This window comes from Pyramidobacter porci, from assembly GCF_009695745.1.
GTDB lineage: Bacteria > Synergistota > Synergistia > Synergistales > Dethiosulfovibrionaceae > Pyramidobacter > Pyramidobacter porci.
This window is the reverse complement of record NZ_VUNH01000002.1, coordinates 164,006-184,901: the sequence shown is the minus strand read 5'-3', so window position 1 is coordinate 184,901 and position 20,896 is coordinate 164,006. Positions and strand designations below refer to the sequence as shown.

16 protein-coding genes and 1 pseudogene are annotated in these 20,896 nt (G+C 62.0%); 7 read left to right on the top strand and 10 right to left on the bottom strand.

The features are described 5' to 3' along the window. Window positions 1–2: 2 nt before the first annotated feature. The 4 genes from FYJ74_RS02690 (at window position 3) to FYJ74_RS02675 (ending at window position 4,916) form a co-directional block, all read left to right on the top strand. A complete protein-coding gene (locus FYJ74_RS02690; RefSeq protein WP_154528066.1) occupies window positions 3–800 on the top strand; it encodes an ADP-ribosylglycohydrolase family protein in 798 nt (265 codons plus the stop codon). A 262-nt stretch (window positions 801–1,062) separates the two neighbouring features. Continuing rightward, the gene (gene ldcC, locus FYJ74_RS02685; RefSeq protein WP_154528065.1) at window positions 1,063–3,204 is read left to right on the top strand and encodes a lysine decarboxylase LdcC; all 2,142 of its coding nucleotides are present in this window, start codon (window positions 1,063–1,065) and stop codon (window positions 3,202–3,204) included. Between the two features lie 56 nt (window positions 3,205–3,260). Continuing rightward, window positions 3,261–3,728 carry a hypothetical protein gene (locus FYJ74_RS02680; RefSeq protein ID WP_154528064.1) on the top strand — a complete coding sequence of 156 codons (468 nt, stop codon included), beginning with the start codon at window positions 3,261–3,263 and terminating at the stop codon, window positions 3,726–3,728. A gap of 210 nt (window positions 3,729–3,938) precedes the next feature. After that, a complete protein-coding gene (locus tag FYJ74_RS02675; protein WP_154528063.1) occupies window positions 3,939–4,916 on the top strand; it encodes a hypothetical protein in 978 nt (325 codons plus the stop codon). Window positions 4,917–4,978: 62 nt separating this feature from the next. Here the strand turns inward: FYJ74_RS02675 and FYJ74_RS02670 are convergent, their stop codons facing one another. Together FYJ74_RS02670 and FYJ74_RS02665 are read right to left on the bottom strand one after the other, a co-directional pair. Beyond that, complete coding sequence (locus FYJ74_RS02670) at window positions 4,979–6,058, bottom strand: hypothetical protein (protein ID WP_154528062.1); 1,080 nt, start codon at window positions 6,056–6,058, stop codon at window positions 4,979–4,981. 151 nt (window positions 6,059–6,209) lie between these two features. Next, window positions 6,210–8,027: an SH3 domain-containing protein gene (locus FYJ74_RS02665; RefSeq protein WP_154528061.1), complete on the bottom strand. Its 1,818-nt coding sequence runs from the start codon at window positions 8,025–8,027 to the stop codon at window positions 6,210–6,212. A 259-nt stretch (window positions 8,028–8,286) separates the two neighbouring features. Between FYJ74_RS02665 and FYJ74_RS02660 the strand changes: the two genes are divergently transcribed. Then, window positions 8,287–9,048, top strand: a complete 762-nt coding sequence (locus FYJ74_RS02660) for a hypothetical protein (RefSeq protein WP_154528060.1) — start codon at window positions 8,287–8,289, stop codon at window positions 9,046–9,048. A 129-nt stretch (window positions 9,049–9,177) separates the two neighbouring features. Here the strand turns inward: FYJ74_RS02660 and FYJ74_RS02655 are convergent, their stop codons facing one another. The 4 genes from FYJ74_RS02655 to FYJ74_RS02640 all read right to left on the bottom strand — a co-directional run bounded on the left by FYJ74_RS02655 (window position 9,178) and on the right by FYJ74_RS02640 (window position 14,681). Then, the gene (locus FYJ74_RS02655) at window positions 9,178–11,178 is read right to left on the bottom strand and encodes a putative dsRNA-binding protein (protein ID WP_154528059.1); all 2,001 of its coding nucleotides are present in this window, start codon (window positions 11,176–11,178) and stop codon (window positions 9,178–9,180) included. A gap of 145 nt (window positions 11,179–11,323) precedes the next feature. Beyond that, window positions 11,324–13,132 (bottom strand): aspartate--tRNA ligase, encoded by a 1,809-nt coding sequence (gene aspS / locus FYJ74_RS02650; RefSeq protein WP_154528058.1) that lies wholly within the window; start codon window positions 13,130–13,132, stop codon window positions 11,324–11,326. 72 nt (window positions 13,133–13,204) lie between these two features. Further along, window positions 13,205–14,476 (bottom strand): histidine--tRNA ligase, encoded by a 1,272-nt coding sequence (gene hisS / locus FYJ74_RS02645; RefSeq protein WP_154528057.1) that lies wholly within the window; start codon window positions 14,474–14,476, stop codon window positions 13,205–13,207. Beyond that, window positions 14,469–14,681: a hypothetical protein gene (locus FYJ74_RS02640; RefSeq protein WP_154528056.1), complete on the bottom strand. Its 213-nt coding sequence runs from the start codon at window positions 14,679–14,681 to the stop codon at window positions 14,469–14,471. Before FYJ74_RS02640 ends, hisS begins: the two co-directional genes overlap by 8 nt. Before the next feature lie 118 nt (window positions 14,682–14,799). On the opposite strand from FYJ74_RS02640, the pseudogene FYJ74_RS02635 reads away from it, so the two are divergent. Beyond that, window positions 14,800–15,734: pseudogene (locus tag FYJ74_RS02635) on the top strand (IS30 family transposase). Window positions 15,735–15,770: 36 nt separating this feature from the next. Here FYJ74_RS02635 and FYJ74_RS02630 read toward each other — a convergent pair. Both FYJ74_RS02630 and FYJ74_RS02625 read right to left on the bottom strand, forming a co-directional pair. Next, on the bottom strand, window positions 15,771–16,106 hold the full coding sequence (locus FYJ74_RS02630; protein WP_154528055.1) for a cupin domain-containing protein: 336 nt from the start codon (window positions 16,104–16,106) through the stop codon (window positions 15,771–15,773). 296 nt (window positions 16,107–16,402) lie between these two features. Next, the gene (locus tag FYJ74_RS02625) at window positions 16,403–17,065 is read right to left on the bottom strand and encodes a hypothetical protein (RefSeq protein WP_154528054.1); all 663 of its coding nucleotides are present in this window, start codon (window positions 17,063–17,065) and stop codon (window positions 16,403–16,405) included. A 321-nt stretch (window positions 17,066–17,386) separates the two neighbouring features. Here FYJ74_RS02625 and FYJ74_RS02620 point away from each other — a divergent pair, with 321 nt between their 5' ends. Next, window positions 17,387–18,091 (top strand): B3/B4 domain-containing protein, encoded by a 705-nt coding sequence (locus FYJ74_RS02620; RefSeq protein ID WP_154528053.1) that lies wholly within the window; start codon window positions 17,387–17,389, stop codon window positions 18,089–18,091. Window positions 18,092–18,504: 413 nt separating this feature from the next. Here the strand turns inward: FYJ74_RS02620 and FYJ74_RS02615 are convergent, their stop codons facing one another. Together FYJ74_RS02615 and FYJ74_RS02610 are read right to left on the bottom strand one after the other, a co-directional pair. Then, window positions 18,505–19,251, bottom strand: coding sequence for a response regulator (locus tag FYJ74_RS02615; protein ID WP_009163793.1), 747 nt, complete (start codon window positions 19,249–19,251; stop codon window positions 18,505–18,507). Next, window positions 19,248–20,864, bottom strand: a complete 1,617-nt coding sequence (locus FYJ74_RS02610) for an ATP-binding protein (RefSeq protein WP_195838773.1) — start codon at window positions 20,862–20,864, stop codon at window positions 19,248–19,250. Before FYJ74_RS02610 ends, FYJ74_RS02615 begins: the two co-directional genes overlap by 4 nt. Between the last annotated feature and the right edge of the window lie 32 nt (window positions 20,865–20,896).

Sequence of the window (20,896 nt, the reverse complement as noted above, 5' to 3'; positions counted from 1 at the left end):
AAATGCTCGGCGCGATTCTCGGCGATTTCTGCGGCGCTCAGTACGAAAGCCGCCGCTCCCGCTACGACGGTTCGCGGCCGCTGCTCAACGACGGCTGCCGCTTCACCGACGACTCGATCCTCACGTTCGCCACGGCGGAAACGCTGCTCGGCGGCGACCGCAGCGCGGAAAGCTTCGCCCGCGGCTACATGGAATGGGGCCGCGCTTATCCGGGACGCGGCTACGGACGCGGCTTCCGGCTCTGGCTGCAAAACGGCGAGCTGGTCGAAAACAACAGCTTCGGCAACGGCTCGGCCATGCGCGTCGCCCCCGTCGGCTGGGCGGCGCGCACGCTCGACGAGGCCCTTGAACTGGCGTGCGCCAGCGCTCTCTACACGCACGGGCATCCCGAAGGCGTCAAGGGCGCGCAGATCATCGCCGCCGCCGTTTTCATGCTGCGTCGGGGGGCGTCGGGCGACGAGCTGAAAAATTATCTCGAAACGACGTTCGGCTGCGACCTGAGCACGCCGCTGGCGCAGATCATGGCGCAGGGCTATGCGTTCAGCGCCACCTGCCAGGGCAGCGTGCCCCAGGCCGTGCGCTGCTTTCTCGAAAGCTCGTCCTACGAGGACGCCATCGTCAAAGCGCTGATGCTGAACGGCGACACCGACACGCAGGCTGACATGGCCGGTTCCTTGGCGCAGGTCCGCTCCGGCGTGCCGGAGGCAATGCGCGCGGCGGCGCTGGCGGCCATGGACGAAAGGATGAAAGCCGTGCTGCTGGCGTTCGAAGAACGGTTCTTGAACGGGGTGCGGCTCTAAGCCGCCGATTCCGCGGCGGAAGCGTTGCAACAATTTGGGGCAATCGCTTTTTTTCGTCCGCCGTTGGAGAGATGAAACAAATAAACCTATTGCTGAATTTTCGCCCCTTTTCCCAGAGAAAACGGAAGAGGGGCGATTCTTCGTGGCGCATGAAATTTCGCCGCCTCCGGATTTTTTCCATTTCCGCCCTTGCGCTTTGAGGCAAAAGCGCTTATAAAGTACCACGTAACGATCGACGATATTCCCAGAAAGGTGGGGCGAGATGAACGTCCTCTTGCTGCTCGACCGCGCTTCGGATTCGATTTTCGACAGCCGCGAAGCCGTCGAGCTTTTCGAAGAACTGGAAAACAAAGGCTACCGCCTGCAGCGCCCGGAACTGCACGGAAGTCTTGTCGACATGCTGGAACAGCGCCCCGAAGCCGCCGGCGCGATCATCGACTGGGACACGATGGGCGGCGAACTGTATGCCTCAATGGAGGAACTGAACGAGCGCCTGCCCTTTTTCGCCCTGACCAGCCCGGCCGCTGCCGAAGAACTTCAGCCGCCGGACAAGGACAAGCTGACGCTGGCCTTCGTGCCGCTGCCCTGCCGCAACGCCGAACGCGCCGCGGCGAAAATCGACCGCGCCGTGCGTCGCTATTTCGAGCTGTTGCTGCCGCCGTTCACGCGCGCGCTGTTCAAGTTCGCCGACGCGAAGAAGAACACCTTCTGCACCACGGGCCACCTGCTCGGCTCGGCGTTCCGTCATCATGCCATGGGCTGGGCTTACTACAAATTCTACGGCGCCAACATCTTCCGCGCCGACACGTCGGTGTCGGTGCCGGACATGGGTTCGCTGCTGGAGCACACCGGCGTGCACAAAGACGCCGAAGAGCTGATCGCCCGGGCCTTCAATGCCGACCGCAGCTATATCGTCACCAACGGAACGTCCACGGCCAACAAGATCGTCGGCATGTACTGCGTGTCTCAGGGCGACACGGTGCTGATCGACCGCAACTGTCACAAGTCGATGACCCACCTGCTGATGATGTGCGACGTGGTCCCCATCTACCTGCTGCCGACGCGCAACGCCTACGGCATGATCGGCGGCATTCCCGCCGACGAGTTCACCTCCGAGGCGATCCATTACAAACTTTCCCAGCGCGACGACGCTACCTGGCCCACCTACGCGGTCATCAGCGACAGCACCTACGACGGGCTGCTCTACGACTGCAGCTGGATCAAGGCCAACCTGCCGGTGAAGAAGATCCACTTCGACAGCGCCTGGTCGCCCTACGCGCCGTTCAATCTCATCTACGAGAACAAGTTCGGCATGTGCGGCGAATCCACGGCAGGCAAAACGATCTTCGAGACGCAGTCGGCGCACAAGATGCTGGCCTCCTTCGCTCAGGCAAGCTACGTCCACGTCAAGGGCGAGTACGACGAATCCGTGCTCGACGAGGTCTACATGATGCATACCACCACGTCGGCCAACTACCCCATCGTCGCCAGCGCCGAGACGGGCGCGGCGATGATGACGGGCAACCAGGGACGCCGCCTGCTGCAGAACTCCATCGACCGCGCCATGACTTTCCGCCGCGAGCTGGCACGCCTGCACGACGAGAGCGGCTCGTGGTTCTTCAAATGCTGGCAGCCCGACGACATTTCCGAGACCAAATGCTGGCCGATCTCGCGCGGGGAACGTTGGCACGGTTTCCTCGGCGCCGACGAGGACTTCAACTACCTCGACCCGATCCGCGTCTCCGTGCTCACGCCCGGCATGGATCCCACGGGACAGCTCATGGAAGAGGGCATCCCCGCCGCCGTGGTGTCGCGCTACCTCAACAATCACGGCGTCGTCACCGAGAAGACGGGGCCGTACCACATGCTCTTCCTGTTCGCGCTCGGCGTCGACGAGACGCGCACCAAGGCGCTGCTGCGCGCGCTTCAGGATTTCAAGCGCGACTACGACAACGACGTTCCCATCCGCGAGGCCATGCCCGACCTGTTCAAGCTCGATCCCGTGTTTTACATGAACATGTCGCTGCAGCAGCTCACGCGCGGCCTGCACCGAGTGATGCGCAAACGCGACCTGCCCAAGCTGATGTACCACGCCTACGACGATCTGCCGGAGATGGAGTACACGCCTTACCAGGCCTTTCAGAAGAACCTGCGCGGCGAAACGCACGAAGTGCCGCTGGCGGAGCTGCTCGGCCAGGTCAGCGCCGATATGATCCTGCCCTACCCGCCCGGCGTGCCGCTGGTGATGCCCGGCGAGAAAGTCACCGAGAAGAGCGCCGCCGTGCTGGATTACCTGAACATGCTCTGCGAGACGGGCGAACTGTTCCCCGGCTTCGACACCGAGATCCACGGCGCCTACCGGCGCAAGGACGGCTATTACGTCAAGGTGCTCGACGAGGAATGATCGCGCGGCGTACCGCAGGCGCGAAGACAAAATTGATGTGCCCGGGAGGGTTTTTCATGAAAAAACTGATAGCGCTGTTTATCGTCATGCTGTGCGCTCGTTCGGTCTCCGCCACGGAGATCCGCACCAAAGCGCTGACTGTCGCCTTTCCCGAGACGTGGAACGCCGAAGTCCGCGCCGACGACAGCGTAACGCTGACCGCCGCCAACAAAAAAACCGTGATCACGCTGACGGTTCAGGCAGCGGCCAGCCCTCAGGAAAAGGCCGATCTCGACCCGCGGACGGTCGCCGGATACCTTGCCGAGCAGCTTCGCGAAAGCGGCGCTCAAACCAGCGGCGTCACCGTCGCGGCCGACGGTTCCTGTTCGTTTACCGTCGCGGGCAAAGACGCGCATAGTCAAACCGAGACGAAAAGCCGCTTCCGTTTCGCGATCGAAAACGGCGCGTGGTTCGTCACGCAGATCGTCAAGGACGGCGACACGCCCGAAACGGAACGCATCCTCAGCTCGATTCGTTATCATTGACGGCCGCCGTCGCATGTCCCGCGCGGAGCGTTTCCGCTTCATACAAAAAGAGCGTCCGCGAACAGGTTCGCGGGCGCTCTTTTTTGTACGCGAAACGCCTGCGCCGGGATCCTCCGTTTCCCGAAAAAAATCGCAATTTTCGAAAGCTCAGTGTAAAATGAAACAAACCGCCGCGGCGGCAAGCCGACTTTTTGTCTTCCGAGGTGCGCTGTGCTGAATTTTCTCTCCTCCCTGCTCTCTTTCGTCGTCGCCCATTCGCTGCTTTTGAGCGCGCTGGGCTTTATTCTGCTGCGGCAGCGTCTGTCGCACCGGCTCAGCGTTTTTCTGGTGGAAAAATATTTTCCCGCTGCGCCTGCCGCGCCGCTGCCCGTCCGCCGCTACGACGGCTGGTTCGACCGTCTCACGCGCGCGATCCCCGATTACATCGACGACGCGGTGATGCGGAAGGCGCGGGAGCAGCGCGTGGCCGAGCAGGTGCGGCGGCGCTTTCTCGAACTGGTGATCGTCAGCCTCTTCAAGTCCTTCACGACGCTCGTCGTCTTCCTGACGGGCTACGCGCTGGCGCGCCTGCACGTGATCAGCGTCGCTTCGCTGGGCTTCGTGGTGCGCGCCCTCTCGCTCGGCATCGCCATGCAGAATCTTTATTACTATTTCACCCGCTGGGATTTCCCGCTCAAAAAGGTCAAAGAGATCTACGCCGAATTCGGTTTCAACGTGGTGCGCTTCATCGAGGTGCAGATCTTCGCGCGCGTCTATCGGGAAGCCTGCGCCCGGATCGACCGGAGCGTTCAGGGGCTCGGGAGGTGGCAGCGCTGGGCGTACCGCTTCATGGGTAGCGGCACGGAATGTTACGCGCGGGCCATCTCGCAGCAAGCGCTGGACGAGAACCGCCGCTTCATCCGCCTGATCGCCGTGCTGGCGCCGCTGTCGCTGTGCTGCTATTACGCCGTGATGCGACTGTTCCTCGCGCCGCTGGTGGCGCGCCTGACGGGCGAGAGGTTCTTCCGCTTCGTTTACGTCGATCCGGCCGCGGGGCTGCTGCAGTTCTGCGCGGGGCACCCGCTGTTCGCCGTTTCGGCTCTGCTGGCCGGCTGGGGGCTGTTCCACGAACGCCGCCGCCTTGCGTGCCTCTGTGCGCCGCTGTGGCGCAGGCTTGCGGCGCGGCTCAAAAATTTCCTGCCCGATTAAAAAAGGAGTTCACCGAAAGTTTTTCGTGAACTCCTTTTTGTTTTGCGTTTTTTCCGAAGCGTTCAGCGGAAGTCGCCCAGGCGCGTTTTCTTGCCCGGTTCCCTGGTGAAGGGCGCGTAAACGCGCAGATGCGTGATATGGTCGAAGGCGTGGTCGTCTTTGCCGGCGGTGGCGTCGAAACGCCGCCATTCGCCGCCGTCGACGCGGCACATCACCAGCGAGCGGCGGCCGTAGGTGGACCAGAAGTCCCACAGTTTCTCCAGCGCCTGCGCTCCCGGCGTGAAAACGCCCTTGAAAAGCGGCGCGCGCGCCGTCATCTTTTCGCCGTCGATCGAACGGACAATCATCCACTGCGTCTTTTCCCACGCCGATTTCATCTCCGGCGAGAACGAATGCTCCCAGGGAATGATCTGGAAGCCGCCGATGTCGCCGACGTCGCTCGTGCTCACGCAGATCACGCCGCAGTGGTTGGCGCGCAGGGCGCTGCGGCGCTGGAACTTGCTGCCGCTGAAACGCCCCACGCCGCGGAAAGGACGCTCCACCGTGGCGATTGCCTTGCTGCCGCCGCGCCAGTACGCCCGTACCTCGCCGCCGACGCGGTTTTCGAAGTCGATCATGTAGGGCCCGTCGGGATCTTCCGTCACCGACACCACTAGCGTCTCCCCGGGTTCGGGCAGCTGGGCCGCCGTCAGCTCGCGCAGCGTGCCGTCGGCGCGGCGGACGCGCGCCCTGTCGCCCACAACCGGCGCCCAGCCGCCGAACAGCCCCGTGCCGGCCGGACAGTCAATCACAAACGCCGCCGCCGTGCCCGCCGCGGGCGCGATCGTCTCCGCCGGCACAAGGCTGACGATGCGCCCTTTCTCGTCCTCCACGGAAACCGTCACGTGGATCGCGTTCACCGCCGTGGCCGCGACCGTGCCGGGTTCGGCCCAGGCGCTGGCCGTGTAGCCGGGATAGCGCGTCGCCGTGGGGACGCGCAGCACTTTGCCCAGCACCTTCACCTGACCGTCGGGACGGACGGCGCGCGCCATGCCGCCCGCTTCCGCGGGGATTTCGAGCCGGAAGATCTCCTCCGGGCGCGCCCACGCTGGGACGCAAAACCAGATCAGCCAGATCGCCGTTATCAGTTTCTTCACTTCCATCAACCGCCTTCACTCTGTTTCCGTTTGCCGCTTCATATTGTAGCACCGACGCCCGCCGATGGGAAAGCGCCCTCCGGCCGCCCGCCAAGAAAGAAGCCGCCTCAAAATCGATCGAGGCGGCTTATTCGCTGTCGTTCTTCGCTTTGAAGTTTTATCTGTCCAGCTCCAGCATCACAGCGTTTTTGCCGAAGACCCAGCCGGCGCCGAAGGAGCCTTTCACCTGATACCAGCCGCCCTGCGAGCCGACGACTTCGGCCGTTTCGTTGGTGAGGCGGCCGATGACTTTGGATCCCTTGTCGGCGTTCGGCACATCGCGCACGTTGTTGCTGCCGCGCAGATAAATGAACTTCCGGTTCAACTCGGCTTGCGCCGCTCCCAGATCCGTCTTGGCCTGCTCGAGCCGGGCGTTCAGCGCCGCGATCTGTTCGTCGCGCTCGGCGCTCCGGGCGGTCAGGTTCTTGATCTCTTCGTCCTTGGCGGCACTGACCGCCGTCAGCTCGCCGATCTTCTGCTCGCGCTCCGCCACGAGCCCCATTTGCTCCCGCACTTTGCCGTCCGTTTCGGCGATCCTCGCATCCTTCGCTTTCATTTCTTCGGCGATCTGCTGATAGGCGGGATCGTTCGCGCGGGCGTCGCGGAACTTCTCCGCCATCACGCCCTTGTCGTAATACCACACGGCTGCGCCTCCAGCTCCGGCCGCCGCCATCATGGCGATCACGGCGACGGAAAGCGGCAGCTTCTTCACGGGCGTTTCCTCGTCGGCCCTCACCAACGCGCTGCTCAGCAGCGCGGAAAGCGCGTACAGCAGCAGCGCGATCCACGAGAACGCGTAATACTCGGGCCAGATCAGTTCGCCGCCCAGCGAGACGAACATCGCCGCCAGCAACAGCCAGGCGGAAAAGCGCAGGCCGCAGAGCGCCAGCAGACCGCCCCCAAGCCCAAGCGCCGCCGTCACCGCGGCGCACAGCGTCTTCGCGTCCAGATCGCCCAGCGCGGCCAGGCAGAATTCGCCGCCGAACTTCTCTCCAAGAACGCGGCACGCGCCGCTCTGATAAAGCGAAATCGCCACGGCCGCCAGCGCGAAGATAAAGGCGAAAACATAAGCCGACGTGTAGCGGCGTCCCGCTCGGGCCGCGTCCACCGCCGCACCGGGCCAGGAAACCGCGCCGGCGACAAGGCAGAGGATAAAAGCGCCCCACGACGCGGGGAACCAGACGTCCCAGTGAAGCTGGGCCACCGTGCAGACCACGGCCGCAACGGTCAAAAACAGCGTGCCGCCGGCGCGCTTCGTCAGCGCCAGCAGGCCGCCCAACAAGGCCAAAGCCGCCGCGGCAAGCGCGCTTAACGATCTGGCGTCGAGCGAAGGAAGACTCCTATACCATTCAAGATCGACGAAGTGCGCCTGCACGACCGGCCACATGCCGCTCTGCCAGAGCGTATAGCCCGCCGCCGCCAGCGCCAGCAGGAACCCCCAGAGGCGCGAACAGCCTGCCTTCGAGGCCGGCATTCCTTCCTCCGCCGCGGCGAGTTCCTCTTTCACTTCGCGGTCAAGCGCCGTCGCCGGAGCGGGATCGGCCATTTCGGGCTCCTTGCCGACATATTCCTCGTCCCCGTATTCGTCCTCCGCGCCGCGGACCTTCATGCCCATCAGTGCGGCCGCGGCGAACAGCATAGCCGAAGCGCGAACGTAGGGATAGACGATCTTCAGGCTGAACTCGCAGTACAGACAGATCCCCGCCGCCGCGAACAGCAGCAGCGCCGCAAACTTTTTCCTGAACAGGACCAGCAGCGCCCCCAGCACCGCCAGAGCGGAGGAAGCGACGACGCACATCGACTTGGGATCGAGCGAGCCGAAATCCTTCAGCCAGCCCAGCTCAAAACCGTTTTCCACGATCATGGCGAGACAGCCGCTGTAACACAGGGACAGCGCCACTCCGGCGGCCGCCAGCAAAAAAGCGAACACGTGCATAATAAAATTCCTCCTCTGTTCGGACCGAAACACTCAGCCCGCGATCACACGATCGTTCGAAAATTATAGCCGATCTTCGTTCATAATACCATAAAAACGGCAGCGCCTTCGCAGCGCCGCGCGAAAACCGGGCCGGCCCGCCCGCCGCCGGCGCCGCTTCCCCCCTTTGGGCGATGACTGGCCGATCCGTTTCTGCTACAATGCAATCAGGTTTTCAAAACGCCGGCCCCATCGCGAACTCGACGAAGGAGGAAACTTCATGAAGAAAATCATTGGTACTGTTTTGGTCCTGCTGGGAATCGGAACGGGCGCGCTCGTCTGGAAAATGCATACCGACATGCCGAAAGCGCAGGAGCAGCTGGCCGCCGCCGCGTTCCTCAGCGAGCCGGCCGTCCTGCTGGAAAACGAAGGCCGCCTGGTCGTGTGCAGCGGCACGCTGGAGATGACCGCGCCGGCGGTGGACGGAGAGTTGAACGTCACGCTTCCTTCGCCTAAAGCCGAACGCCTGACCGAACGTTACGAAAACGCCGGCACAGCCGGGAAGCCTAAATACGAATGGAGAAAAGTCTATTCCGGAGCGCTGGGCAGCCGCAAGCTCGTCGGCGAAGCCAGGCTCGGCACCTTCGTCCTGGCGCCGGAACTGCTCGAGACGCTGCCGACGCCGGCGTTCTGCCAGGAATTCGACGGCGAAGAACTCGCGCGTGCCGGACTGGAAATGTACAGCAAGCTCCTCGGCAACGAGCGCTACCTGTCGCGCTCCAAAGGCAACGTGCGCGGCGCGCTGCGCTTCTCCTACCGCATCTCCAACCTCGGCGGCCGCCAGGTCACGGTGAAGGCCATCCAGAAGGACGGTGTGCTCCATCCCGCGCCCGATCAGGCGCCGTGCGTTCTGGAAGGCATCCTCAGCCGCGAGGAAGTGTTGAAGGACAGCGAAGAATCCGGCGCCATGGGGCTCGCGACCGGCGCGGTCATCGCCGCGCTGCTCCTCGCCGCGGGCGTCGTCACGTTCTGCCGCGGCTGAGCCGCTTCGCCGCATATCGAGAAACCAAAGAAAGGCCGGGCCGCGATGAAATTTCACTTCATCGCGGCCCGGCCTTTCTTTGGACAGAGACTGCCTCGGGGCCGCCACGAACGCCTTGAGCGGCGTCGGTCACGACTGCGTGTACAGTTCGCCCATGCGGCGCAGCCAGCTGCCGAGACGCTGTTTGAGCGTGACTTTCGGCTGGGGCGCTTCGGGCAAAGGCAGGGAAGCGACCGGTGCGCGGCGGCGCGGCTTGCGGCGCTCGTGCGGGGCGCTCGGCGCCGTTTGGGCGGCGGGGGCTTCTTTTTTGAGCGGCGGCACGAGCGCGCTTCCACGCGCGGCGCGGTCGAGCAGCAGCAGCGTCAGCGCCTGTTCGGCGATTTTCTTGCCGGGGGCGGTCATGCAGGCGGCCAGATCGCCCTTGACGAACAGGCCGGTGCGGTACAGGCGCAGGTCTTCGCTGCCGCCGGCGCGCAGCGACAGGATCTCGGCGGGGCCGCGGCGCGAGTTTTTCAAACGCTCTTCCAGCAGCAGATCGGGACGGACGTTCTGCGGCGACATGCCGGCGGGCGTGTCCACTTTCAGCTCGTTCAGCACGTCCTTCCAGTGCCGGGTCTGCGTGACGGCCCTGAACAGGGCCAGCAGGCGGGCCTGATTTTCGCCGAGGCCGGGCACTTCGGTGCAGAAGCGGTCGCCGAAAAAGACGCGGGCGCGGCACATCTCTTCCTGCCCGGCAACGGACGCGACCTCGACGCGCAGTTTTTTCTCGCCGACGCGCTCGCAGACGGCGCGAAACGCGCTTTCCAGACGAACATGCAGTTGAGGCAGGTCGGCGCCAAGACGCGCAGTTTCTCCAAGCGCGTCGGCGGCCAGCAGCTGAAGCATTTTCCAGGCGGCGGCCTGTCCGGCGGCGCGCTTGCTCTGGCCGCTGCCGCTGACGATCGGTTCGCCGCTCAGCTGCAGTTCCACGAAGAACAGCGGGCTTTTGCCGCCCGGCGAGGGCAGGTCGACATAATGGGGCTGGCCGATGCCGAGGCGCTCGCAGCAGGTTTGCAGGCGGCCCTTCAGCTCGGGGCTGTTTTTCAGGCCGGCAAGCTCCAGATCCCTGAAAGCGTCGGCTCCGCGCTTTGTCTGCCGGGCGGCGGCTTTGCCCACCTCGCGGACCAGGGCTTTCAGCGCGTCCTTCTTCGACGGGCCGCCGGCTTCGGCAAGGCGGGCCCCGTTTCGGAACGCCGCGGCGGTGAACACCGGCTTGTGTTCGGGGCCTTCTTTGGCGACGATGCGGTATTCCACGCCGTCGCGGACGAGAACGGGCTTTTCCGCGGCGGCGTTTTCGGCCTCGCTCATGCTGGGCGCACCGCGGCTGTGAGATGACTGCCCGTGACGGGCCAGGATGCGGCGGTAACGGGCGCGTAGCACGAGGGCGCGTTTTTTCTGTTCCTCGGCGGACGCGCGGCCGAGGCGGCACATGGCGTCGCGCGCGGCGTTGCGTTCCGCCTCGGTGCGGTCGGCGCCGAGGCCCGTGCCCGAGGGCTCTTTGTCGAGGGAGACGGTGCTCTCGAAGATGATTTTGCCGTTGGCGCGGCGGCACATCGTGTCGTAGCGCGGCGCGCCGAGTTTCTCGTACGAGCAGTCGCGCTCGAGGTGCCGCCGCGAATCGAAGCCTGCGCCTTGGTCAGGGTAGTCGGAAAAGCTCTGCAGCAGCGCCCGCACGGCGTCCAATCCGCCGTCGAGAAAAAAGGCTCCGGCCACGGCCTCGACCGAGTCTTCCACCATGGCATCGGAAACTTCCACGCCCTCGCACACGCGCAGCATCCGGTCGAAGCCGGCTTCGTAGCCCCAGGCGCTGAGATTGCGGCCGCACACCAGCTTGGAGCGCTCGACGGTCATAAAACCTTCGTCGGCCTCGGGATATTCCTGGTAGAGGGCCTCTCCGACCAACAGCCCCAAGGCGGCGTCGCCGAGGAACTCGAGGCGTTCGTTGTTCATGCTCGGATTCGGCCCGCCGGCGCCGGACCGCTGCGTGAAGGCCAGGCGCAGCAGTTTGGGGTCGCTGAACTGATAGCCGGTGCGCTTCTGCAGGCTGTCGGCGCGCTGCCAAAACTCCTTGGGCATGTTTTTTTCGTTCATCCATTCACCTCCTTTCGACGATCTTTATGCGCCGGATCCGCCGACGCTTCGCAATGAGACGATTCTAACACACCGCGCGCCAACGCACAAAAAAACGCCACGTCCTTTTCCCGGGGGACGCGGCGTTTCACGATGTTCGCGAAAATTACTTTTTCGCTGCGGCGGCAAAAGCGCGCACGGAGATGCCCAGCTCGTCGAGCTGGAGCGATTCGACCGGCGAAGGCGCGCCGGCCATCAGGTCCTGAGCCTTGGCCGTCTTGGGGAAGGCCATCACCTCGCGGATGCCCTTGCAACCGCACAGCAGCATGCAGAGACGGTCGAAGCCGATGGCCAGACCGCCGTGCGGCGGCGTGCCGTACTTGAGCGCGTCGAGGAAGAAGCCGAAACGGCTTCGCGCCTCCTCGGGCGTGAAGGCCAAACACTTGAAGACCTTTTCCTGCACTTCCTCGTCGTGGATGCGGATCGAGCCGCCGCCCACCTCGGTGCCGTTGAGCACGAGGTCGTAGGTGCGCGAGCCGCAGCGCGCAGGGTCGCTTTCGAGATACGGCAGATCTTCGGGATTGGGCTGAGTGAACGGATGATGCGTGGCCACCCAGCGGTTCTCGTCGGGGCTCCACTCCAGCAGCGGGAAGTTGGTGACCCAGAGGAACTCCCAGCCCTCGCGCACCAGGCCGTGCGTCTTGGCAACGTCGAGACGCAGCTGCCCCAATACCGTGGCGACCAACATGGCATCGACGTTGGCGATCAGGAAAACGGCGTCGCCGTCCTGCGCCCGCGCCAGCTCGAGAAACTGCGCCTTGTGTTCGTCGTCGAGGTATTTGGCCAGCGGCCCCTTGAGAACCCCTTCCTTGATCTGGAAGAACGCCACGTCGGGCGCGCCCAGCTTCTTCCCCGCGGCGGCCACGTCCTCGCACTGTTTGCGCGACCACGCAGCGCCGCCGGGGACGGCAATCGTGCGAATCACGCCGCCGCCGGCAAGCAGGCTCTGAAACGGCGCGAAACTGCTCCCCTCGAACGCCGCAGCGACGTCCCGGATCTCGAAGGGAATGCGCAGGTCGGGCTTGTCGCTGCCGAAGCGGCGCATTGCCTCCTGATAGCTGAGGCGACGGAAAGGCGCCGTGATCTCGACGCCGAGGATCTTTTTCCAGAGGCCGACGACGTAGCCCTCAAGCAGTTCGTACACGTCTTCTTCGGTGACGAAACTCATCTCCAGATCGACCTGAGTGAACTCAGGCTGGCGGTCGGCGCGCAGATCCTCGTCGCGGAAACATTTGGCGATCTGATAGTAGCGGTCCATGCCGGAGATCATCAAAATCTGCTTGAACAGCTGCGGCGACTGCGGCAGCGCGTAAAACGAGCCGGGCGCGACGCGGCTGGGCACGAGGTAGTCGCGCGCACCTTCGGGCGTGGACTTCATCAGGATCGGCGTTTCCACCTCGGTGAAGTCGCGGCCGTTCAGGTAGGCGCGCGTGTACTGGGCCACCTCGTGGCGCGTGCGCAGGTTGTTCTGCATGCGCTCGCGGCGCAGGTCGAGATAACGGTAGGTGAGGCGGAGGTTTTCGTCCACGTTTTCCGTCTCGTCGCCGATCTCGAAAGGGATCGGCGCGGCGGCCGACAGCAGCAGAAAGTCGCCTGCCACCATCTCCCAGCGCCCGGTCCTCATGTGGGGATTGATCATGCCGTCGGGGCGCACGCGTACTTTTCCCTTCACGGCGATCACATATTCGCTGCGCAGATCGCCGGCGTCGGCGTGCATCTTCGCGTCCACCTCCGGCGTAAAGACTACCTGTACGCCGCCCGACTTGTCCCACAGCTCGATGAAAATCACGCCGCCATGGTCGCGGCGATTGCGGACCCAACCGTTGAGCACGATCTCTTTGCCGACCAATTCTTCACCGACCAGCCCGCATTTGACGGTTCGCTTCCAGCTTGAATCAAAAATTCCTTTGCGCATTATTCTTCAAACTCCCTTGTCTGTTCAAAAAAATTCAACGAAGCGCCGCGCTGAAACGGCGCTTCGCTCTTTTCAACGTTTGCCGGCCAGAGACGCCACGCGGACGGGCACGTCGGCGAGAGGCACTTCTTCCTGCGCCGCCGCGCTCAAGTCGCGCACCGCCACCACGCCTCGCGCAATTTCGTCGCCGCCGAGAATGCAGGCCGCCTTGGCGCCGCTGGCGACCGCCGTTTTCATTTGCCCCTTCATGCCGCGGCCGGCGTAGTCCATGTCGGCCTTCAGCCCGGCGCGGCGCAGCGCGTAAAGCAGCTCCACGGCGTTCAGCCGCGCCGAATCGTCGGGGCAGACCACGTAGGCGTCGAGCGCCGGCTGTGCGCCGAACGAGCAGCCCTGCTCGCCCATGACGAGGATGACGCGGTCGAGTCCGGCCGCGAAGCCCACGCCCGGCACGTGCGGCCCGCCGATCGCCTCCGCCAGGTTGTCGTAACGGCCGCCGCCGCACACGGCGCTCTGCGCGCCGAGGTCGCCGGATTTGACCTCGAAAGCGGTCTTGGTGTAGTAATCGAGGCCGCGCACCAGCGTTTTGTCGAGCGTGTATTTGACGCCCAGCCGAGTCAGCGCCGCGGTGACGGTATTGAAGTGTTCGGCGCATTCGTCGCAGAGACTGTCGAAAATGTCAGGCGCGCCGGCGACGATCTCGCGGTCTTCCTTGCAGTCGAGCACGCGCAGCGGGTTGCGCTGCAGACGGCTTTTGCAGGTGTCGCAGAGTTCGTCGCAGCGTCCCTGCAGATAGCCGATCAGTTTTTCGCGGTAGACGGGGCGGCACTTGGGACAGCCCACGGAATTGATCACCACCTCGAGGTTCCGCATCCCCAGCGTGCGGAACAGCTCGATGGCAGTCATGATCACCTCCGCGTCGACGAGCGGGCTCTCGGAGCCGATCTCCTCGTAGTCGAGCTGCCAGAACTGGCGGTAACGCCCCTTCTGAGGGCGCTCGTAACGGAACATAGGCCCCGCTCCCCACAGCTTGGCGGGGTTGCCGCCGGGCACGCCGAGCGAGTGCTCCACGTAGCTGCGCATCATGCCGGCCGTCATCTCCGGACGCAGCGTGATGCTGCGGTCGCCCTTATCGGTAAAGGTGTACATTTCCTTCTCCACGATGTCGGTCGTGTCGCCGACGCCGCGGCTGAAAAGCTCGGTATGCTCAAAGATCGGAAGCCGAACCTCGCTGTAATTGAATCTGCCCGCCGTTTCCGCGGCGCGGCCGAGCACGTAGGCCCATTTCCAAGACTCGTCGGGAAGAATGTCGCGGACTCCGCGCGGCCCCTTGATAGATTCAGACATCGATCCGTACCTCCTGCGCATCGAAAAATTTTAACGACGCGGCTTTCGCAAGCGCCGCATGAGAAAGCACTGCTTCTATAAAGCAAATATTATACCGCAGATCGCGGATCTGAAAAGAGGTTCTTTTCACAAAATCCGCGCCAGGCGAAACGAGCGAGAAAAACTCCGACAGGGCGTTCGGAGAATCTTCCAGAGATCTTTTCATGAAAAATGTTTCACCCTTAGATCTACAATCTAAGTGCACCAATCGAGAGCAACGAGCAAAGTCTCATAGACTCCAGCAAAATGATGTTTACGCCAACAACCATATTACGAGGAGAACTATGAGACCCTATGCGCATCTTACACCATTCGAGCGCGAAAAGCTCATGTCGCTTCACAATAACGGCAAAGGAATCTCCGAGACCGCACGCTGCCTTGGACGTCATAAGTCGACGATCTCTCCAGAGAGCTCAAACGGAACTCTTTTTCCGGATGTTGCTCTTCGTTTGTGGCACAGGGAACATATCGTTCCCGCAGAAAGGTCTGCCATCCCCGGCGAAAGCTCGACGACGAGCAGATCGCCGCCCGCTTGAAAGAAGAGAAAAGCCCGATCTCCATCAGCTATGCGACGATCTACCGCGGCATCTGCAGCGGCGCTTTTGTCTGTACGTATCTCAAGAGCGTCGCCAGCTCCGTCAAGAGACTGCGCCGGCGCGGCAAAAGGCGGCGCCGGAAAACGGCCGGGGATCACCGCGGCTGGCATCCGTTCATGTTCAAGCTCGCACAACGGCCTAAAATCGCCAATGAAAGACGGCGGTTGGGCGACTGGGAAGCCGATACCGTCTGCGGCACAATAGGGAAAGCCTGTCGTGTCACTCTGGTCGACCGCAAGAGCCGCATGCTCCTGTGCCGCAAGGCGGCAGCCAAGACGGCCGACTGCGTCGCCGGAACCATCATCGATATGCTGAAAGATCTGCCCCATGAGAGCATCACTCCGGATCGCGGCTGCGAGTTCTGCAATTTCGAACAGATCAACGCCGGTTTGGGGGGAACGAAACTCTATTATCCGAAACCGCACCAGCCATGGCAGCGGGGTACGAACGAAAACACCAACGGATTGTTACGGGAATATTTCCCCAAGGAGAAGGACGTTACGGATATACCTGATGACGTTATCAAAATGTATGTCAAACGCTTAAACTCTCGACCCCGTAAATGTCTTCACTGGAAATCTCCTTACGAAGTCTTCTGCTCTGACTCGTTGCGCTTGGGTTGACTATTCGCATGTGGAACATGTATCCCAAGAAGATTTTCAGCGCTGAAAATGGACCGCAATCCACACGCAGGGCGGTTCGGCGCTGGCGTACACGACGCGGTGGCGAACATGGGCGGGGATCAGCAGCCAGTCGCCGAACGAGAGCGCGCTTTCGCCGCCGTCGGCCCAGAGCAGGCGCGCCTCTCCCTGCAGCAACGCCACCCATTCGTCGCCGTCCTGATCGTACCATTGCCCTTCGGGCGTGGTCTGCCCGGCGGAAACGATGCGCTCGATGCGACAGCCCCGCCCCGCTGCCAGTTCGTCGAAAAGTTCGCCGCCGTCGGGCGCGCAGCGCCGCGAAAGCGCGAAAAGCCGCCCGCGTTTTATCTCCATCGTTTTCCTCCCCTGTATTCCCCGCTGCTCCCGCCCGAGCCCGCCAGGCGGACACCGAATCCTCGCGCCTCGCTCGCGCGGGGATCGGCACGCCGCGGATGACGCCGATAATAGGTCCTCCGGACTTATAAGACATACCTTCATCGGCGATAAAGTTCAAGATTCGTCTCATCATATCATCGCGGCGTTCCCGATGCCTTCAACGCACAAAGGCGTTTTATGCGCAGTCGTCCCTCAAAATAACAATACCGCCGAAGCGAAGCAACGGCGGCAAAGTTCTCCGAGCTGACAGCGGCTCAGATGTGATACGGCGGCGGAGGCGCCCGGTGTTCAGGGCGCGGCCCAGGGGGAGGAGGTCGGTGTCCAGGGCGCCGCAGCGGTGGAGGCGGCGGTGGAGGCGGCGGACCGTATCCGGGGCGCGCCCCAGGCGGCGGTGGCGGACTGTATTCGGGACGCCGGTTATGATGCGGCGGCGGAGACAGCGGCGCGACGCGGGGACCGCGCCAAGCGATCGTAACGCGCCACCCGCGATAGGTCTTTGCCAGCACGATATTGACATCGCGCCCATACCAGCTCGCTTTCTGATACCCGTTGTTCGTCGTCCCGTACTGAGGGTGTCCGTAACGGCGAACGGCGTAGTAAAGAACATCCGCATAGGAAGAACTGCGGTCGTCGACCTGCCCCTCCACCTCCCAAAAGCAGCCGTCGTCGCGGAAAGCGTAATAAAGCGTATTCAGTGGATAGCCCAGCCACTCGCTGCCGCCGAAAATCTTCTCGTAATAATACTTCCCGCCCGAAGGCGCTTGGGGCGCCTCGCGGAACTGACTGCTCATGCCTTCCCAACGCGCCCCCCAAGCAATGCCGTTGAACCCTGACGGCTCGTTGGGAAAGGCCCATGCCGCCGCGCTGAAAATCAACGTCGCCACGGCTGCGGCTGCACATTTGCCATAAAACTTCATTTCTTCCGCCTCCTTTTATTCTCAATATTTTCGGAGCACTGCCCTGCTGGAACGTCCGCATGTTTCCAATCTTATGATCATACTGTTTTTATGTTTTTCAGTTTAGCAGAAAAACTTTAAGAAAACAACGGTCCGACATCTGAAGATTTCCACATTCCATCTCTCTCAAGCCGAGTCCGCCGCTCATCTTTTGATGAACGGGGAAAACAAATTCAAGCGCAGAAGACGTTTCCGCAACGCACCTCACAAGGCAGAAACTTGAGTTCTTTCGGCAAAGTCCGTATAATCGGCTGAAAAGCAACACTGAGGAGGAATGTTCACATGAAATTCATCGTTGCCTCTCAATTTTTCGAGAAACTTCCCGACGTCTGCTTTGGTGTCGTGGTCGCCAGAAATATCGACAATGCGGCGGTTTACCCGCAGATCGACGCGATGCTCGAGGAAGCTGTCGCCGTTGCCGCGGCTCGCTATGAAGGACGAAAAATCAAGGATGAACCGGCCATTCTGCCTTATCGGCGGGCCTTTCAGACGCTGGAGCTCAATCCCAATAAATTCATGAGTTCCATCGAAGCCATGTTCACCCGCGTCGGCAAGGGCAAAGGACTGCCGCGCATCAATCCCATCGTCGATCTCGGCAACGCGCTCTCGCTCAAACACGCGCTGCCCATGGGAGCCCACGACGTCGGTCAGATGGACGATGACATCGAAGTGCGCTTCACGCGCGAGGGCGACAGCTTCATCCCCTTCGGCGAAGCCGAGGCAGAGTCGGTCCCCGCCGGCGAACCTGTCTACGCGGTCGGCCGGAAAATCCGCACGCGCCGCTGGATCTGGCGGCAAAGCGAACTGGGCAAGATCGGTCCGCAGTCCAAGGACATCTTCTTCCCCATCGACGGCTTTGCCTCCGCAAACAAAGAGGCGATCCTCGCCGCCCGACGCGAACTGGCCGATTGTTGCGCTCGCATCTTCGGCTGCCGCGACGTGAAGATCGATTTTCTCGACGCCTCCCACCGCGAGACGGAGCTGTAGCCGTCTCCACTGCCTGCCAATTTCCCTCGGCAGACGGTACCGTCCTCATCCCTGTATCGTTGCCAAACTGCTGCGGGAGTTTCGGCTGTCCAGCGCGGCAATTTCGCACGCACCATGCACATGGGCCCCGGCAGCGCATGTTTGCGCTGCCGGGGCCCATGTACATGGCCATTCTCATCCGTTCGTACGCCGGCCGGCGACGACGAATACAAGATGGCGGCCTCTTTCCAGCCGTCTCCAGATGCCGTTTTTTTTCCAGCACAACAGAGACTCTCGCGGGGCTCATTCAACAAACGTTCCCCCGGAGTCAGCCAGTCGCTTCTTTTTTTGAGTCCACACCAAATCCCCTTCTGCGGTCTTGCATGGCAAAAACCGCAGAAGGTTCCATCACGCAGGAGGAAAAATCGAAAACGCTATTTCTTCTCTTCTCCGTCCGAACCGTTTTCTTCCGCCGCCTCATCCTTCTTCTCGACGCTGTCGGGGCGGATAAAGTATTTGATGCAGGGACGCCCGCCGGTCTCATAGTCGACGGAGCTGTCGATCTCACCGATCTCGGCAAGGTAGTTCAGATAGCGGCGCACCGTCACTTTGGACAAGCCGACCACGCCGGCCAGCGTGTCGCAGGTGCAGGTCTCGCCTTTCATCTTGTCGAGATGCGAGCGGATCATGTCCAGCGTGCGCTGCTGAAGGCCTTTCTTCAGATCGCGCGCAGGGGCTTGCGGCTGAGGCGCACCTACGCTGACGAGCGCGTCGATGGCGTCCTGATTCAGCGTCGAAGCGTCTTTCAGCACGTGCGCCTTTTTGCGGTACTTTTCGATAGCCTCCATAAAGCGCTCATACTCGAAGGGTTTGACCAGATAATCCACAATGCCGAGGCGCAGGGCTTCCTCGACGTTCTTCACGTCGTTGGCCGCCGTGACCATGATCACGTCGGACTGGATATCGGCCTTGCGGATTTCGCGAAGAAGTTCCAAGCCGTTCATCACCGGCATGTATACGTCGAGGATGATCAAATCGGGTTCTTCGTCTTCGATATACGCCAGAGCATCCTTGCCGTTATCAAAAACCGCGGCCACCTGGATGTCGTTGGCCGTGTCAAGATAGCGCCGGTTGATCTGCGCAACCATCGGGTCGTCTTCAACAATAATCGTCTTAATCACAGTTTTCCCTCCCTGGTGAAACACACCGTGATGGATGTGCCTGCACCTTTCTCTGAATCTATCTGCATTTCTCCGCCGTTCGACTCAAGCACGGAACGAATCAGCCTCATTCCCGTGCCGCGATGCCGGCCCTTGGAACTATAACCGCCTTGCCTTACGTGCTCAATCTCTTCCGGTGTCATGCCCTCGCCCGTATCGTCAACCGTAACCATCAGGCTTCGCTCATCTTCGTGAATTAACAGAGACACCTCACGGTCGCCTTCGCCCTTGGCCTTAGAGTTGACCGCTTCGATGGCGTTCTCGACAAGGTTGCCGACCAGCGTTACAAAAGCGTCGCCGGACAGAAACTGGCTGACTGCCGGAACTGAGCTGGAACCGACCAGATTGAACTCTATATCCAGCTCCCGGCAGTGAGACATTTTGCCAAGGAGCAGGGCTCCCAAATTTTTGTTGCGAATCTTCTGCAGGACCGCCGCGATGACATCCGACTGTTCCCGGGCGATCCCGGTAATGTAGCGCTCGGCTTCCTCCGGCTCGCCGATACGCAACAGACCGAGGATCACCTGCATCTTGTTCATGAACTCGTGGCTGTTGCTGCGCAACGCATCGATCATGTGGTTGACGCCGGTCAGCTCTTCCGCCATACGAGTCAGTTCGGTACGGTTGCGCAGAATGGCAACCGCCCCGAGAAGCGTTCCGTTCTCCCTGATGGGGATGCGGTTACAGAGAATATTGACGTCGCCCAGGATAATGCCGTTGTTATACAGCGGCTCTCCCGACGCCAACGTTTCGCCGATGCGGATCTGCGGGTAAATGTCGTCAAGGAGCCGGACGCGCAGATCTTCCGGGACAATATGAAGCATCGTCCCCGCCGCCTTGTTGACCAGCGTAATATAGCCGGCCGCATCGACGGCCACGATCCCCTCCTCCAGCGAATTCAGAACTTCGTCGCGCTCGAGGAAAAACTTCGACAGCTGCTCCGGTTCGTACCCCAGCAGCGATTTTTTGATGCCTCGCGCCGTCAGCCACGCCGCCGGCAGGCCGATCGCCAGGATCAACAGGAACGTGCTGAAATGCGCTTCGTAGATTTCCCAGCGCTGCGAGGCGATGTTGGTCATCAGCGAAGCGACCACGATGAAGCCGAGCTCTTTCCGCGTCTCCGCGTCGAGAACCGGCACGAAATAGCGTTTTTGGTCGCCCAGCGAACCGACGGCTCGGGAAAAGTAGCGTTCTCCCCTCAGCACCCGTTCCTCGTCGCCGCCGACGAAATTCTCGCCGATCCGGGAACGGTTCACGTGGTACAGGCGCCGCAAACGCATGTCCGCCAGCGTGATCACGTCGACGTCGCGCAGCCCCCTGATGAGATTGTCCAGATAAAGGATCAATTCCTCGCTGCTCTGATCTTCCTTGAAAGCCTGAATGACCAGCGGATTGGCGGCAACCATTTCGCCCAGGTCGTGCAGCGTCGTCTCGATCCGGTGGCTTTGAAGCTTCAGATTGAGGCGCAGGACCATCACGATCGTAAAACCGATTGTCAGAAACACAAGAATAACGCTGCCCAGCATGAGCTTCTGCGATAGAAGCATGACGCGGGCATTCTTGCCTGTTTTCATGTCCGTCTCCCAAACTTTTCGTAAGAAGTCCG